This window comes from Zobellia barbeyronii, from assembly GCF_018603515.1.
In the GTDB taxonomy this organism is placed as follows: Bacteria; Bacteroidota; Bacteroidia; order Flavobacteriales; family Flavobacteriaceae; genus Zobellia; species Zobellia barbeyronii.
Genome location: NZ_JACATN010000001.1, coordinates 290,631 through 306,609 on the forward strand (window position 1 = coordinate 290,631; position 15,979 = coordinate 306,609).

A 15,979-nucleotide genomic window follows, 5' to 3' on the forward strand; every position below is an offset into this window, starting at 1 on the left:
TACATAAAACGCAAACATTTAAAATCGTTCTAAATTAAAAGAGCTCGTTAAGTTATTACCTTTAAGAACGACAGAACCCGCAACAACCCAATTAATTTATGGAGCATATCGTCATTATTGGTAACGGAATTTCAGGTGTAACTGCTGCAAGGCATATCCGAAAGCTATCCGATAAAAAAATAACCATTGTATCGGCAGAAACAGATTACTTCTTTTCTCGCACAGCCTTAATGTATGTCTACATGGGCCACATGAAATTTGAACACACACAACCTTATGAGAATTGGTTTTGGAAAAAAAACCGAATAGAACTGCTCAAAGGCTTCGTCACTGCTGTTGACCATGAAAAGAAAACGCTTATATTGGCAGAGGGGAAAGAACTAGCCTATGACAAGTTAATAATTGCGACAGGTTCAAAACCAAACAAGTTTGGCTGGCCAGGACAAGACCTCAAAGGTGTTCAAGGCCTATATTCAAAACAAGACTTAGATAAAATAGAGGCCAATGCCCCCAATAAAGAAGCCTGTAACCGTGCAGTTATAGTTGGCGGTGGACTTATTGGTATAGAGCTGGCAGAGATGCTACGATCTCGTAAAATTCCTGTAACCTTCTTGGTTCGTGAAAACAGCTTTTGGAACGGCGTTCTTCCTTCTGGAGAGTCCGAAATGATTAACGAACATATTCTAGAACACCACATTGACTTAAAACTGGAAACAAATCTAGTTGAAATCATTGCAGATGAGAATGGCAGAGCTAAAGCTATTACAACAGACAAGGGTGAAACTATAGAATGTAATGTGGTAGGCCTAACGGCTGGTGTAACCCCGAACATAGATTTTCTTAAAGATTCTGGTATTGAATTAGGGAGAGGTGTAAAAGTCAACCGATTTCTAGAAACCAATATAAAAGATATTTATGCCATAGGAGATTGTGCCGAACAGCACGAAGCCATTGGTAACAGAAGACCTATTGAAGCCGTCTGGTATACCGGGCGAATGATGGGCGAAGCATTGGCGCAGACTATTTGCGGCAAACCTAGACAGTATAGCCCTGGGCATTGGTTTAATTCTGCTAAATTTTTGGACATTGAATACCAAACCTATGGTTGGGTTTTTAGTGAAAGATCAAAACAAGAACACGAAAGTCATTTTCATTGGCGTCATGCTTCCGAAAAAATCTGTATTACGGCATCCTACCATAAGGATTCCAAGAAATTCTTAGGGATCAACACCTTTGGTATTCGTATGCGTCATGAGATATTTGACCGTTGGCTCACCGAGGAACGAGATATTGACCATGTAATGCAGTATTTAAAAGATGCCAATTTTGACCCTGAATTCTATTCGCATTACGAAGAGGAAATCATATCAAAATACAACTCGGTAATGCAAACCAACTTATCCGTACAGAAAAAAAGTTGGAAACGAATTTTTAGCAAAGCTTAACCAGAAATAAAAAATGAAAGCAATAAAGAACTTAGGTCTAGTCATATTTTTAATAGGACTTGCTGTTTTTGCTGCCGTACCTGTTTTAGGTACCTTCAGTTTAGACCAAAATACCTTTGACGAAATCGTAAAGGAAAAGAACATTAAAAGTGATGTTTTTATTCAATCCATAAACGAAAATGTAGTTGGCAAAGATTTCAACGGCATGTTAAGTCTATCGCCAACGATTAGCTCTGCTTTGGATGCGGCAAATAACCAACACAAAAAAAACAAAGAGTACAATAAAGTAATCTATACCAGCGGTCATGATATGGCTGCCTTAGTTGGTAAAAAATCAGGAACTGGGTTTATATCCCAAAACAAAGGCCTTATGTGGTTTTTGAGTTTTGGCCTTGGTATAATTGGCGCATTAATGTTCATTTTACCCAATGTTATTTTACTAGGTAAAAAAGGAATTAAAAATGATGGCGTTTATCATGATAGCGCCACTAACAGGGGTTGGATAGCCTGGTTAGTATTTATCTTCCTTGTTTCTTTTTATCTAATCTTGTACTTCAGACCAGAATTTGCGGTAAACTGGACATTTCTAGTAGACCCAATTAGTGAAAGTCTTAGTGGTAATCCTGCAGGGCATTGGTTTGTTTATGGTTTCATGTACTGTACGGTAATGACAGTAATGGCTGTACGGATGTATATAAAATACCGCCACAATGTTTACCAAGTAGTGCGGACAACATCTGTTCTATTTTTTCAAATTGTCTTTGCTTTCTTGATTCCTGAAATGATGGTGCGTTTACAAATGCCATATTATGATTTCAAGAATGCGTTTCCTTTAGACTATGATTTCTTTTTTCAGTGGAATTTAAAAGAACTACTTAATAGCGGTGGCATTGGATTATTCATTCTAGTTTGGGGTATTGTCCTAACTTTAGTTATCGTACCTGTAATGGTTTATTTCTTTGGAAAAAGATGGTACTGTTCTTGGGTTTGTGGCTGTGGAGGATTGGCAGAAACTTTAGGAGACCCTTATCGCCAGCATTCAAGCAAATCATTATTTTCTTGGAAAGTAGAACGTTGGTTGATACATGGTGTGCTACTCTTTGCTGTTGTTATGACCGGTATGACTCTGTATAGTTTCTTTACTGAATCTAGCACCATATTTGGTATTAAGACCCAAAGCGTACAAAATACCTATAGCTTACTAATTGGAGCCATTTTCGCAGGTGTTATTGGAACAGGGTTCTATCCTATTTTTGGTAATCGGGTGTGGTGTAGGTTTGGATGTCCATTGGCTGCTTATCTTGGTTTTGTACAGCGTTTTAAATCTCGTTTTAGAATTACTACCAACGGCGGACAATGTATTTCTTGCGGTAATTGTTCTACCTATTGCGAACAAGGTATTGATGTACGTGCATACGCTCAAAAAGGAGAAAATATTGTACGATCAAGCTGTGTAGGCTGTGGTGTTTGTTCAGCAGTTTGCCCACGTGGTGTTCTAAAATTAGAGAATGGTCCAGAAGAAGGCCGTATCAACCCTACAGAAGTATTGTTGGGTAATGATGTTGATTTGATGGATTTGGTAAATAAAAAATAGTTGGCATAACCTTTGATTATATTGTCATACACTAAACCTTTACATTTAAAAAAAAGTGTAAAGGTTTTTTTGTTAGTTCTCCTTTCAAAAACCGACAATTTAATTATACAATTCCAACAATGTTTTCTAAACTATTTTTAATGGTGTTATTTGTTCTTTCCGGGTTACAACCCAAGGAGAATTCTGTGTACCATAAAGAATATTACCAAACTGGAGTTATTAAAGAAGAAGGTTGGTTAAAAAATGGCGTAAAGGCTAATTTTTGGAAATTCTACCACACAAATGGAAAAGTAGCGGAGAAAGGCTATTACAAAAATAACCAACGTGTATCTTATTGGTATTTTTACGATAGTTACGGCAAACCCTTACAAGAAGGCCATTATAAGGACGGCATGAAATCTAATTGGTGGTTGTTCTATGACTCTATGGGAAAAGTAAGCCACAAATGCCAATTGAGCAAAGGCAAAAAAAATGGCTACTGCCTTAAGTACGTCAACGAAGAATTAACCTCTGCAGAGAAATATCAAAACGGTAAAAAAATTAAGGAATGGTTTAGTTTTAGTAGTTTTAGACGCGAAAACAACTTATCAGATCTTAAATAATGACACGTTACCCTTTGCTTATCTTTTTATTACTTTTTTCAATCTCCATATCGGCGCAAGTTGAGCTTAATTATCCTGATGTAAAGTATACTACCGAGAACATCAAGGCCAACTGGGTAAGTCACCCAGATATAAGCGGAGGTGAAGACCGAGTAATCTTATTCAGAAACACTTTTGATGTTGCTGATGTAAATCAAGATTTTATCATAAACATATCTGCGGACAACCACTATTTCCTTTACGTAAACGGAAGAATGGTAACTCACGGCCCACAATTAAGTGATATTAAGCATTGGAAGTTCGAAACCCTAAACCTTAAAAATTTTCTTCAAAATGGCAAGAACGTTATTTCCGTAAAAGTCATCAACTTTGGGAAGCGACGCTTCTACGGTCTTCAGTCCATTTTTACCAGTGTAATGGTAAACGGAGTAACAGAAAATGCAAAAACGTTGACTACCACAGGAAAGGGAGATACTTGGTTATGCTCGTTGGACGACTCCTATAAAGCCATAGAAGTTAACTGGCGAGGAGGCGGACCAAAATCTATAGTAGGTGGCTTTTATGCCAACAACCCTACGGATTTTGTAGACATGAACAAATACCCTACGGATTGGGAACAACTGGTTTTTGATGATTCCAATTGGTCTAGAACCATGTTTTTTGAAGGTGCGAGCAGCATGGGTGGCTCAATGGCCTATTTACTTGAACCTCGCAACTTACCATTACTTACTTGGGAAAAAGAACCTATTGAAAGTACCGTACGAAGTTCTGAAACCACACTTCCCACTTTCCCTGCCTCAGGAAAGCTTGAGATTCCAAGTAACAAAATAGCAACGTTTTTAATAGACCAAAAATACGTTACCAATGGTTTTCCTGAACTTATTTTTAGTAAAGGAAAAAATGCCAGCATTAAGATAAAGTATGCAGAAAATCTATTTGATGAGCATGATGAAAAAGGAGATCGAGATGACATCAAAAATAAGAAGCTCTTAGGCTACTACGATAGTATTGTTTCAAACGGTAAAGACGCTCAAAAGTTTATTCCCAATTGGATGCGGACCTTCCGTTTTGTTGAGTTTGAAATAGAAACAAAAGAACAGGGATTGGTCTTAGATAATTTTATCAATTATCGCTCAAGGACAAACATTGCTTCTTCGGCTAGTTTCACCTCTGACGATGAAATGTATAATGATATTTTTGATATCTGTAAAAGAACGGTAGACATCTGTACGCAAGATTATTTCTTAAGCGATGCCTATTATGAAACCATGCAGTATGTGGGTGACACTAAAATTCATGCGCTACTATGGCAAGCTATGAGCGGTAATCTAGACCATACTAAAAATGCCATTGAACAATTTCATCAATCACGAGATGCTGAGGGCAACATTTTGGGAGCATACCCACTTAGGTCAACCTTTATTTACCCCACTTATTCTTTAGTTTGGGTAGATATGATTTCTGATTATTACAACCTTACTGACGACAAATCTTTTATAGAACATTATAAAGACGGTATCGTTCATACGTTAGCCGGTTTTGAAAAGAACATGAACGAATTGAATTTGGTGAATGAAACCAAATATAGATATTTCATAGATTGGTATTCAGGACCCAATGACGGTAAAGGAACAGCAACAAAAAACAACGGGAAAAACTCTGCCGTAGTAAGCCTTCATTATGTGCATGCGCTACAAAACGCCGCAAAATTATTTGAAGTTATTGGCGATACCCCTACCGCTAAAAAATACCAAAGCCGAGCAGATGCCATAAAAAAATCTGTATTTGACCTTTGCTATGATTCAAACAAACAGGTCTTTGCAGAACGTCCGGACAAAACCATTTATGACCAGCATACCAACATCATGGCCATTCTTACAGATGCTATTGATAAAAGTCAGCAGAAAGCACTTTTGACAAAAATTTTAAATGATAAAGATTTGCTACAAGCAACCTACTACTATCGTTTCTATTTATTTCGAGCAATAGAAAAAGTTGGCGCACCTGAACTTTTTGACTTGGCCCAGAAACCTTGGGAATCTATGATTAATGATCATATGACCACAACCTTAGAGCGTTTTGAAAGTAAAAAGAAACCAACACGCTCAGAAGTGCATCCATGGAGTGCCTCCCCCGCCTATTTTTATTTTAATTATTTAGCAGGAATAGAATCGGTTAAAAATAATTTTGAAGAAGTAAGAATTGCTCCCGTTTTTGGCAAGCTTCAATCTATGGATGGATTGCTCCCTACTTCCAAAGGAAATATTGTTTTCGACTTAAAAAAATCAAAAACAAAGCTTTCAGCAGAGATAACCATTCCTAAGGAAATGAAGGGCGAACTGGTTTGGAATGGAAAACACATCCCCTTAAAACAAGGAAAAAATAAGTATACTTTAAAATAAGCTTCACCAATGCCACAACCAGACATTAAAGTCATAATTCCTGCATACAATGAGGCAGATTCTATAGCTTCGGTAATCCGTGAAATCTCAAAATCGGTCTCCGAAATTATAGTAGTAAATAATAATTCATCTGATAAAACAGCTGAAAATGCTACAGCGGCAGGAGCTACTGTATTGACCGAGAGCAGAATGGGTTATGGCTACGCCTGTTTAAAAGGAATGGACCATATTGCTAAACAATCCAAAGCACCCGATATTGTCGTATTTATTGACGGAGACTATTCCGATTATCCGGAAGAACTTGATAAGATTGTCGCCCCAATACTAAATAAAGAAGTTGATTTTGTAATTGGAGCCCGTGTAAAGCGACTTAGGGAGGAAGGTAGTATGACTCCGCAGCAAATTTTTGGCAATTGGCTGGCTACTTTTTTAATGAAATTGTTCTTCGGTGCAACATTTACCGATCTTGGTCCGTTTAGGGCTATATCCTATGGTAAGTTGTTAGCACTCAACATGGAGGACAAAACTTACGGGTGGACGGTAGAGATGCAATTGAAGGCTTTAAAGAAAAAGTTAGCATATACCGAAGTACCAGTACGTTACAAAAAAAGAATTGGAGTGTCCAAAGTATCCGGTACCGTAAAAGGTAGTATATTTGCGGGCATTAAAATATTAGGTTGGATTTTTAAATACAGCATAAAATAATATATGGGTTTAATCATTGCTTACATTATTATCGCAATCTATAGTGTAGCACTACTATTGATATTTTTTTATAGCCTAGCGCAGCTTAACCTTTTGGTAAATTACCTAGGGTATAAAAGGCGCAACCAAGTTGCTCCAAAATTTAATCTTCTAGATCCAAAAGAGATTCCATACGTTACCATACAATTGCCTGTCTATAACGAAGAATATGTTATGGAGCGCTTGTTGGAAAACATTGCAAAAATAGAATACCCTAAAAGCAAACTTGAAATTCAGGTACTTGATGATTCTACCGATGATACGGTACATGAAACTGCTGCACGGGTAAAAGCATTACAAGAAACCGGTCTAGATATTCAACACATATGCCGTGAAAATCGCCAAGGCTTTAAAGCAGGAGCTTTAAAGGAAGGTTTAGAGATAGCAAAAGGTGAATTCATTGCTATTTTTGATGCTGATTTTTTACCTTCTAGTGATTGGTTAAAAAAAACTGTTCTTTATTTTAAAGATCCAGAAATTGGTGTTGTACAGACACGATGGGGTCATATTAACCGCGAGTATTCTACCTTAACACGTATTCAAGCTTTTGCTTTGGACGCTCACTTTACCCTTGAACAGGTAGGTAGAAATGCCAAGGGGCATTTCATTAACTTTAACGGTACTGCTGGTATTTGGCGTAAAGAGTGTATTATAGATGCCGGAAACTGGGAAGGAGATACCCTTACGGAAGACCTTGATCTAAGTTACCGAGCACAATTAAAAAACTGGAAATTCAAGTATCTTGAAGATGTTGAGACACCTGCAGAACTTCCTGTTGTAATTAGCGCGGCTCGTTCGCAACAATTTCGTTGGAATAAAGGTGGTGCTGAAAACTTTAGAAAAACAGTAGTTAACGTTGTTTCCGCTAAAAACATTTCATTTAAAACTAAATTTCATGGTGTAATGCACCTTTTGAACAGCTCTATGTTCTTATGTGTATTCTTGGTTGCCCTATTAAGCATCCCAGCCATGTATATTAAAGCTTTATATCCGCAGTTAGATATCGTATTTACGCTATTAAGCTTCTTTGTATTAAGTACTATAATTTTATTTGTCTGCTACTGGTTTACTTACAAAAGTATTCAAGGCAGTAGCTTTGATAATTTCATAGACTACATTAAACTATTCTTTACTTTCTTTTCAGTGGCACTGGGCTTTTCATTACACAATTCTATTGCTGTTCTTGAAGGTCATATGGGTAAAAGAAGTGAGTTTGTGCGTACGCCTAAATTCAATTTAAACAACCTTACAGACTCTTGGAAAGGCAATAAATACCTTACCAGGAAATTGTCCCCCAACATGATTTTAGAGGCTATTCTTATGGTATATTTCCTATTTGGGATGTATAGCGCTATTCCTTTAAATGATTTTGGACTTTTTCCTTTTCACTTTATGCTTTTTATAGGTTTTGGATTTGTTTTCACAAAGTCGCTTACGGCTCGTGCTTAATAAAACTAAGCCATATTCAACAAACATTTTTAAGTCATTTAATTTCCTTATTTTTTCGGTAATAAGAACAAACCGTTAAATGCCTAATACACCTGCCACATACTGGAAGCTTCACAAAGTGCCCATACTTATGGCCCTATTGGGTGCTATTCTCTATTACACCTTTGCTTTTCAGCTAGAGCGGACAGATTTCATTAAACTGTTAACCCTTTTTGCCGCTTCCTTTTTTCTGTGCTTAAAACTCATACAATTCGAAAAATGGAATCTAAAGTTTCTTTTGGTTGTAGGTGTTATTTTTAGGCTCATTTTCTTGTTAACAGAACCAAATCTCTCTCAAGATTATTATCGTTTTATTTGGGATGGACATCTTGTTGGCAATTTCATCAACCCCTACTTGGAAGTCCCCAACAACTTAATTACCCAAAGCGATTTAGTCATCCCCAATGCTCAACTCCTTTATAACAGTATGGGAAGTCTTAGCGCAAAACACTTTAGTAACTACCCACCGTTAAATCAGTTACTGTTTGCCATAGCAGCCCTTTTAGGAGGCAAAAGTATTATGGGCTCGGTACTTGTTATGAGAACGATGATTATTCTGGCAGATATAGGCATCTTGTACTTTGGCAGAAAACTATTAAAAAACCTTAACCAATCACCGCATCTCATATTTTGGTATTTCTTAAACCCTTTGGTTATAATAGAACTTACTGGAAACCTACATTTTGAAGGTGTTATGCTTTTCTTTTTTGTTTGGTCGCTCTATTTATTATCCGTTAAAAAATGGAGATTAGCAGCCATTCCCTATGCCCTATCTATTTGCGTAAAACTGGTACCCTTATTGTTTTTACCCCTTTTCCTTAAACACCTTGGCTTCAAGAAAAGTATAACCTTCTATATCATAATAGGCGCAAGCTGTTTATTGATGTTCGCTCCGTTCTACTCTTCTGAATTCATTGCTAACTATTCCGAAACTGTAGGTCTCTGGTTTTCAAACTTTGAATTCAATGCGGGTATTTACAATGCTATTAAACAAATCTCAATTCAGTTTGACGGTAAACCTTGGGAACTCATAAAAACTTATGGAAAAATAACACCTATTGTTACTATACTAGTTGTACTGCTGTTCACTTTTTTAAGAGACAATCAGAAAATATCAGTTTTAATAACCTCAATGCTCGCCGTACTTACTTTGTATTATTTCATGTCTGCCACAGTACACCCTTGGTACATAGTATTTCTGGTAGTGCTTGGCATTTTTACTCGCTATAAATATGCTATACTTTGGTCCGCTACGGTAATACTTAGCTATTACGCTTATTCAAAGATGGACTTTAAAGAAAACTTAGGATTAATTGCCGTTGAATATATTTCCGTATATGCGTTTTTGATTTACGAAATTTTTAACTCAAAAGAGCAATTTGTTATTTTTCGCAAAAATTAACCGAACACCTTTATACTTTCGCCCTAATCTTGTACATTTGGTTTTCCATGAAAGGACAAAGACACATATATAACACTTTGAGCAATCTTGCTCCTGTTCGCCCGGCTTCTCGCCGTCGCCCGTAAGGGTGTATATATTTCATGGGAATAGGTGAGTCCATTTCCGCAAAACGACCAACAATTCATTTTTTTTACAGTTTAAACCCTTTTGGCAATGAACATAATTATTGCTAACAAGTCACATCTTAAATACGCTCAAATCATTAGCGATACCATTACGGAATCTGCTAAGGTAAGAGGCACAGGCATAGCTAAACGTACACCGGAATATATTCTGAAACGTTTAGAGAATGGTAATGCCGTTATTGCTTTAGATGGCGACAAATTTGCGGGCTTCTGTTATATAGAAGTCTGGGGGCACGAGAAATTCGTAGCGAATTCCGGCCTTATTGTTCATCCTGATTATAGAAATCAAGGATTGGCAAAAAAAATCAAAAAAAGAATTTTCGAGCTTTCGAGAGACAAATTTCCAGATGCCAAAATATTTGGTATCACTACTGGCTTGGCCGTAATGAAAATGAATTACGAACTTGGTTATAAACCAGTTACATTTTCTGAACTAACCGATGACCCAGAGTTTTGGAAAGGCTGTCAAACGTGTAAAAACTTTGATATTCTTACACGTACCGAACGTAAAATGTGCCTTTGTACAGGTATGCTATATGATTCAGATGTGAAAGAGAAAAAAGTTGAAAAAGAACATATCAACAGTAAAGCTTTCAAAAGACTCAAAAGCATTAAAGAATCGCTTTTTCTTAAAAAGAAAACAAACGAATAACCTAATAGGTCATTGATTTATTTGATGGTGGCCGAGACAATACAATTTTTAAAATGAAAAAATTAGTTTTAGCATATAGCGGCGGATTAGACACTTCCTACTGCGCTAAATACCTATCACAGGAACAAGGTTTTGATGTACATGCAGTAAGCGTAAATACTGGTGGTTTCTCCAAAGAAGAGATTGCTTCTATAAAAGAGAAAGCAATACAATTGGGTGCCAGTTCGTATACTTCTATTGATGCCGTTCAGATTTTTTACGATAAAGTTGTAAAATATCTCATCTTTGGTAATGTTCTAAAAAACAATACATATCCCCTATCTGTTAGTGCAGAACGAATTGTACAAGCTATAGAGATAGTAACTTATGCCAAAAAAATTGGTGCAGATTATATCGCTCATGGTAGTACTGGCGCTGGTAACGACCAAGTGAGATTTGATATGATTTTTCAAATCATTGCTCCCGAGATTGAAATCATCACTCCTATTAGAGATAACAAATTATCTAGGGAAACAGAAATTGCCTACCTAAAAGAGAATGGTGTAGATTATCCTTGGGAAAAAGCTAAGTATTCTATAAACAGAGGTCTTTGGGGAACATCTGTTGGTGGTGAAGAAACATTAACTTCTCAAAATGCATTACCGGATAGTGCATACCCAAGCCAATTACAAGAAAAAGAACCTACGGATGTAAAACTAACTTTTGAAAAAGGTGAACTTGTTGCTATTAATGGAGATAAAGATACTCCTGTTGCCAATATAGAAAAACTAGAAGCTATGGCTTCTAAATATGCTATTGGCAGAGACATTCATGTTGGTGATACCATTATTGGTACAAAAGGTAGAGTTGGCTTTGAAGCTGCTGCCGCATTAATCATCATAAAAGCACACCATTTATTAGAGAAACACACCCTAACCAAATGGCAACAATTCCAAAAAGAACAACAAGGTAACTTCTATGGAATGTTATTGCATGAAGGTAACTACCTAGATGCTGTAATGAGAAATATTGAAGCCTTCTTAACAGATACACAAAAGAACGTTTCTGGTGATGTTTTCCTAAGCCTTTACCCTTTCCAGTTTAGATTAAACGGAATTTCATCTAAACACGATTTAATGACCGATGCTTTTGGTAGCTACGGTGAAGTAAATAAAGGATGGTCTGCTGATGATGCAAAAGGTTTTATAAAAATACTTTCTAATTCTGGAAAAATATATAACCACGTAAATCAGAATAATGATTAAAGCAGGAATTATTGGCGGTTCTGGTTATACAGGCGGGGAACTCATTAGAATTCTTCTGCATCACCCTGAAGCTGAAATAGATTTTGTTTTCAGTACAACCAGAGCTGGCAAGAAGGTTACAACGGCACATGCTGATTTATTGGGAACCACTGAAATGGAATTTACAGGAAGTATCAATCCTGATGTAGATGTCGTATTCTTATGTCTAGGTCATGGTAATTCCTCTAAATTTTTACAGGAAAACACATTCTCTGAAAACACTAAAATAATTGACCTCAGCAACGATTTCAGGTTGCAGGCCGATGCTGTTTTTGAAGGAAAGAAATTCGTTTACGGACTTCCTGAGCTTAAAAAAGAAGAGATAAAGAAGGCTAAATATATTGCCAACCCTGGTTGTTTTGCAACGGCTATTCAATTAGCTCTTTTACCTCTGACAAAAGCGAACAAGTTGGGGCATACTGTTCATATCAATGCGGTTACCGGTAGTACTGGTGCAGGAGTTAGTCCTTCTGCTACTTCACATTTTAGCTGGAGAAACAATAACGTTAGTTGGTACAAACCGTTTACCCATCAGCATTTGGGCGAAATAAACGAAAGTTTAAAATCGTTGCAATCAGACTCAGGTGAGTTGTTCTTTCTTCCAACCCGTGGAAACTTTACCCGCGGTATTCTTGCTACGGCTTACACCGAATATGACGGGAGTTTAGAGGAAGCTATTGATTTGTACAAGGAGTTTTATGCAGATGCGCTATTCACCCAAGTAGCCGAAGAGCCTATTCACCTAAAACAAATTGTAAATACCAATCAATGTCATATTCACTTGCATAAGCACGAAAACACGTTACTTATCACCTCGGCCATAGATAATTTGCTCAAAGGCGCATCCGGGCAGGCGATTCAGAACATGAACCTTATTTTCGGCTTTGGAGAAGGCACAGGCCTTAACCTTAAAGCTGGCGTTTTTTAACGATTAACAGAAAACTATTTCCGCAATAAGATTCCATCGGACTTAAAACGGAAACAACCAAAAATTTGAAAATGAAAATAGCCATTATAGGAGCTGGGAATTTAGGACTTTCCATTGCAAAAGGAATTCTAAATTCCAACGGTGCCACAACCATGTACCTTACGAAAAGAAATACTTCTGAAATAGCGGAGTATGAAAAGTACGGTAATGTTACGACCACCTCAGACAACAGAGAGGCCGTTAAAAATTCTGATATTATTATTCTAGCTGTGCAACCTAGTCAACTAGAAAATATTCTTGAGGACATCAAGGATTTGCTTACCGAAAACCATGTGGTAATTTCTACCATTACAGGGTTCAGTATAGCCAAAATGGAAGCGATTCTGGGCTCGGACTACAATATTATAAGAAGTATGCCTAACACCGCTATTTCAGTTGGTCAATCTATGACCTGTATCTGTAGTAATGAAAAAGGTAAAAAGAAAATTGATTTAGCGAAGGCCATTTTCAATCGTATGGGTCATTCTATGGAAATACCCGAAGGGCAAATGCAAGCTGCAACGGTTATTTGTGCTAGTGGTATTGCTTTTTGGATGCGTTTAATACGTGCTACCACCCAAGGTGCTATTCAGTTAGGCTTTGATGCTAAAGAGGCACAAGAATTAGCTATGCATACTTGTAGCGGTGCAGCTAGCTTGCTAATTGAATCCGGTAGCCATCCAGAAGCAGAGATTGATAAGGTAACAACACCAAAAGGCTGTACCATTCAAGGTTTGAACGAAATGGAACACCAAGGTTTAAGCTCATCCCTTATACAAGGAATCGTAGCTTCCTATGAAAAAATCAGTAGAATTAAAGAAGGGCAGTTGTAAAACTCTCCGTTAAAATATGTGCAAGGCGTATGGCGCGGCACAATGGCAAAAGTTATGAATTTATTCGATGTTTACCCATTATACGATGTAACCCCAGTTTCAGCAAAGGGAATTGTAGTAACCGATGAAAAAGGAATAGATTATTTAGATTTCTACGGAGGGCACGCCGTAATCTCTATTGGTCATTCTCACCCACATTATGTAAAACGCCTTACCGATCAGCTGAATAAAATTGGTTTTTACAGCAACTCTGTAAAAAACCCGTTGCAAGAAGAACTGGCTACAAAACTTGGTCAACTTTCAGATTGCGAAAATTACAATCTCTTTTTATGCAATTCTGGTGCTGAAGCCAATGAAAATGCTTTAAAACTAGCATCTTTCCATACCGGGAAATCTAGGGTAATTGCATTCAATAATGGTTTTCACGGGCGTACTTCTGCGGCTGTTGCAGCTACGGATAACCCAAAGATAAACGCTCCTATCAACTTACAACAAAAGGTTACTTTTTTACCTTTCAATGATGTACAGGCATTTGAGTCTGAAATAGAAAAAGGCGATGTTTGTGCGGTTATCATAGAAACCATACAAGGTGTTGGTGGTTTAGACGAGCCAACTACTGAGTTTTTCCAAAAAATTGCAGCATTAGCTAAAGTCAACGAAGCTTTACTTATTGCAGATGAAGTACAATGTGGTTTTGGTAGAAGCGGTAAATTCTTTGCTTTTCAACATCACAACATACAACCAGATATTATTTCGGTTGCTAAAGGCATGGGCAATGGCTTCCCTGTGGGTGGCATTTTAATCCATGAAGACATCAAAGCTTCCTACGGATTATTAGGAACTACGTTTGGAGGAAATCATTTGGCTTCCGTGGCTACTTTAGCTGTTCTAGAAGTATTGGAAGATGAAAAACTCATTGAAAACGCAGCTCATTTAGAAGGATATTTCAGGGCGTTAGCCGCAGAAATATCACAAATCAAAAAAGTGAAAGGCAGAGGACTTATGCTTGGTCTTCAATTTGATTTTGAAGTTGCTGATTTAAGAAAGAGACTAATTCATAACCAAAAACTATTTACCGGAGGCGCCAAAGACAAGTATGTCTTGAGAGTACTTCCTGCTTTAAATATTACCGAAGCTCACTTAGATACATTTTTCACCGCCTTAAAAGCCGAACTGTAATGAGTTTATTATTGGACATCAAAAAACGCAACGCTGTACTTTTGGACATGGCGCACTTGTTGGGCAAAGAACGGACCGCTATTCTCGCCGCCAACAAAATTGACATGGACAGTTATTTGGGTGACGATATCGCTATGCGTGATCGCCTCAAAGTTGACCAAGGAAAAATAGACGGTATGATTTTGAGCCTGCAACAACTTGCTTCTCAAGAAGACCCTTTAGGTGTTGAACGCTTTAGTTTTTCTCATGACAATGGTATGCAGGTAAGCAACAAAACCGCACCCTTTGGAACTATTCTAATTATCTACGAATCTAGACCGGATGTTACTATTGAGGCCGCTGGTATCGCTTTTAAATCAGGAAATAAAATTTTATTGAAAGGCGGAAAAGAATCGCTGAACAGCAATTTATTCCTAGTCGATCTATGGCATAAGGCTCTTGAAGCCAACGAAGCTGAAGAAGATTGGGTTACCTATTTACAGTTCGATAGAACGGAAACACAGGCTTTTCTTGAAAAGCCTACCCAAAAAGTAGACCTCATTGTTCCTAGAGGAGGAGAAAGACTAATTGCCTTTGTAAAACAACATGCTACCTGCCCAGTTATTATAAGCGGTCGTGGGAACAATTTTGTATACATAGATGAAGAAGCAGATTTAGAGATGGCGATTGATATTATCATCAACGGAAAAACTACCAAAATATCGGCTTGTAATGCGTTGGACAAAGTTCTTATTTCTTCAGATTTACCTCGAAAACAACAATTTCTTCAACACTTAATACAGGAACTGAAAAAGAGCAATGTTGAAATTTTAGCTGATGATGTTATTTCAGGTATGGAAGGCACCAAAACCATAGAAGACGAGAACGTTTGGTATGAAGAGTTTTTAGATTACAAGATTGTAATTGGCCAAACCTCTGATATTGAAGATGCTATTTCAAGAATAAATAAATACGGTGGCGGCCACTCAGCGGCAATTATCACATCAAACAATGAAACAGCAGACTATTTCATGAATAATGTAGATACGGCTGCAGTATATCATAATGCTTCCACTCGCTTTACAGATGGAGGTCAATTTGGTTTAGGCGGGGAACTTGCCATCAGTACAGATAAATTGCACCAAAGAGGCCCTATAGGTCTTCAACATTTGGTAACCAATAAGTGGTATGTAAAAGGAAACGGGCAAACAAGAGGATAAATTT

At 37.3% G+C, this 15,979-nt stretch carries 13 protein-coding genes; all 13 read left to right on the top strand.

Going from position 1 to position 15,979, the window contains the following annotated elements:
- The first annotated feature begins 98 nt into the window (after positions 1 to 98).
- The 13 genes from HW347_RS01225 to HW347_RS01285 all read left to right on the top strand — a co-directional run bounded on the left by HW347_RS01225 (position 99) and on the right by HW347_RS01285 (position 15,975).
- Positions 99 to 1,445: an NAD(P)/FAD-dependent oxidoreductase gene (locus HW347_RS01225; protein ID WP_214610141.1), complete on the top strand. Its 1,347-nt coding sequence runs from the start codon at positions 99 to 101 to the stop codon at positions 1,443 to 1,445.
- A gap of 13 nt (positions 1,446 to 1,458) precedes the next feature.
- On the top strand, positions 1,459 to 3,039 hold the full coding sequence (locus HW347_RS01230; RefSeq protein WP_214610142.1) for a 4Fe-4S binding protein: 1,581 nt from the start codon (positions 1,459 to 1,461) through the stop codon (positions 3,037 to 3,039).
- Between the two features lie 140 nt (positions 3,040 to 3,179).
- Positions 3,180 to 3,641, top strand: a complete 462-nt coding sequence (locus HW347_RS01235; protein ID WP_214610143.1) for a toxin-antitoxin system YwqK family antitoxin — start codon at positions 3,180 to 3,182, stop codon at positions 3,639 to 3,641.
- Positions 3,641 to 6,043, top strand: a complete 2,403-nt coding sequence (locus HW347_RS01240; RefSeq protein ID WP_214610144.1) for an alpha-L-rhamnosidase-related protein — start codon at positions 3,641 to 3,643, stop codon at positions 6,041 to 6,043. The genes HW347_RS01235 and HW347_RS01240 overlap by 1 nt, the downstream gene beginning before the upstream one ends.
- A gap of 9 nt (positions 6,044 to 6,052) precedes the next feature.
- The gene (locus HW347_RS01245; RefSeq protein WP_214610145.1) at positions 6,053 to 6,748 is read left to right on the top strand and encodes a glycosyltransferase family 2 protein; all 696 of its coding nucleotides are present in this window, start codon (positions 6,053 to 6,055) and stop codon (positions 6,746 to 6,748) included.
- A gap of 3 nt (positions 6,749 to 6,751) precedes the next feature.
- On the top strand, positions 6,752 to 8,236 hold the full coding sequence (locus HW347_RS01250; protein ID WP_214610146.1) for a cellulose synthase family protein: 1,485 nt from the start codon (positions 6,752 to 6,754) through the stop codon (positions 8,234 to 8,236).
- Between the two features lie 79 nt (positions 8,237 to 8,315).
- A complete protein-coding gene (locus HW347_RS01255) occupies positions 8,316 to 9,677 on the top strand; it encodes a mannosyltransferase (protein ID WP_214610147.1) in 1,362 nt (453 codons plus the stop codon).
- A 213-nt stretch (positions 9,678 to 9,890) separates the two neighbouring features.
- On the top strand, positions 9,891 to 10,514 hold the full coding sequence (locus HW347_RS01260) for a GNAT family N-acetyltransferase (RefSeq protein ID WP_155598043.1): 624 nt from the start codon (positions 9,891 to 9,893) through the stop codon (positions 10,512 to 10,514).
- Positions 10,515 to 10,567: 53 nt separating this feature from the next.
- Positions 10,568 to 11,758 carry an argininosuccinate synthase gene (argG, locus tag HW347_RS01265; protein WP_155598042.1) on the top strand — a complete coding sequence of 397 codons (1,191 nt, stop codon included), beginning with the start codon at positions 10,568 to 10,570 and terminating at the stop codon, positions 11,756 to 11,758.
- Positions 11,751 to 12,725, top strand: a complete 975-nt coding sequence (gene argC / locus HW347_RS01270; protein ID WP_214610148.1) for an N-acetyl-gamma-glutamyl-phosphate reductase — start codon at positions 11,751 to 11,753, stop codon at positions 12,723 to 12,725. The genes argG and argC overlap by 8 nt, the downstream gene beginning before the upstream one ends.
- 71 nt (positions 12,726 to 12,796) lie before the next feature.
- Complete coding sequence (gene proC / locus HW347_RS01275) at positions 12,797 to 13,597, top strand: pyrroline-5-carboxylate reductase (protein WP_214610149.1); 801 nt, start codon at positions 12,797 to 12,799, stop codon at positions 13,595 to 13,597.
- A gap of 54 nt (positions 13,598 to 13,651) precedes the next feature.
- A complete protein-coding gene (locus tag HW347_RS01280) occupies positions 13,652 to 14,776 on the top strand; it encodes an aspartate aminotransferase family protein (RefSeq protein ID WP_214610150.1) in 1,125 nt (374 codons plus the stop codon).
- A complete protein-coding gene (locus HW347_RS01285; protein WP_214610151.1) occupies positions 14,776 to 15,975 on the top strand; it encodes a glutamate-5-semialdehyde dehydrogenase in 1,200 nt (399 codons plus the stop codon). Before HW347_RS01280 ends, HW347_RS01285 begins: the two co-directional genes overlap by 1 nt.
- Positions 15,976 to 15,979: the final 4 nt, after the last annotated feature.

Bases quoted from the DNA above. Each gene is read 5' to 3' on its own strand.
- argG (WP_155598042.1), top strand. From the start codon at position 10,568: ATGAAAAAATTAGTTTTAGCATATAGCGGCGGATTAGACACTTCCTAC.
- HW347_RS01260 (WP_155598043.1), top strand. From the start codon at position 9,891: ATGAACATAATTATTGCTAACAAGTCACATCTTAAATACGCTCAAATC.
- HW347_RS01230 (WP_214610142.1), top strand. From the start codon at position 1,459: ATGAAAGCAATAAAGAACTTAGGTCTAGTCATATTTTTAATAGGACTT.
- proC (WP_214610149.1), top strand. From the start codon at position 12,797: ATGAAAATAGCCATTATAGGAGCTGGGAATTTAGGACTTTCCATTGCA.
- HW347_RS01235 (WP_214610143.1), top strand. From the start codon at position 3,180: ATGGTGTTATTTGTTCTTTCCGGGTTACAACCCAAGGAGAATTCTGTG.
- argC (WP_214610148.1), top strand. From the start codon at position 11,751: ATGATTAAAGCAGGAATTATTGGCGGTTCTGGTTATACAGGCGGGGAA.
- HW347_RS01255 (WP_214610147.1), top strand. From the start codon at position 8,316: ATGCCTAATACACCTGCCACATACTGGAAGCTTCACAAAGTGCCCATA.
- HW347_RS01285 (WP_214610151.1), top strand. From the start codon at position 14,776: ATGAGTTTATTATTGGACATCAAAAAACGCAACGCTGTACTTTTGGAC.
- HW347_RS01240 (WP_214610144.1), top strand. From the start codon at position 3,641: ATGACACGTTACCCTTTGCTTATCTTTTTATTACTTTTTTCAATCTCC.
- HW347_RS01250 (WP_214610146.1), top strand. From the start codon at position 6,752: ATGGGTTTAATCATTGCTTACATTATTATCGCAATCTATAGTGTAGCA.
- HW347_RS01225 (WP_214610141.1), top strand. From the start codon at position 99: ATGGAGCATATCGTCATTATTGGTAACGGAATTTCAGGTGTAACTGCT.
- HW347_RS01245 (WP_214610145.1), top strand. From the start codon at position 6,053: ATGCCACAACCAGACATTAAAGTCATAATTCCTGCATACAATGAGGCA.
- HW347_RS01280 (WP_214610150.1), top strand. From the start codon at position 13,652: ATGAATTTATTCGATGTTTACCCATTATACGATGTAACCCCAGTTTCA.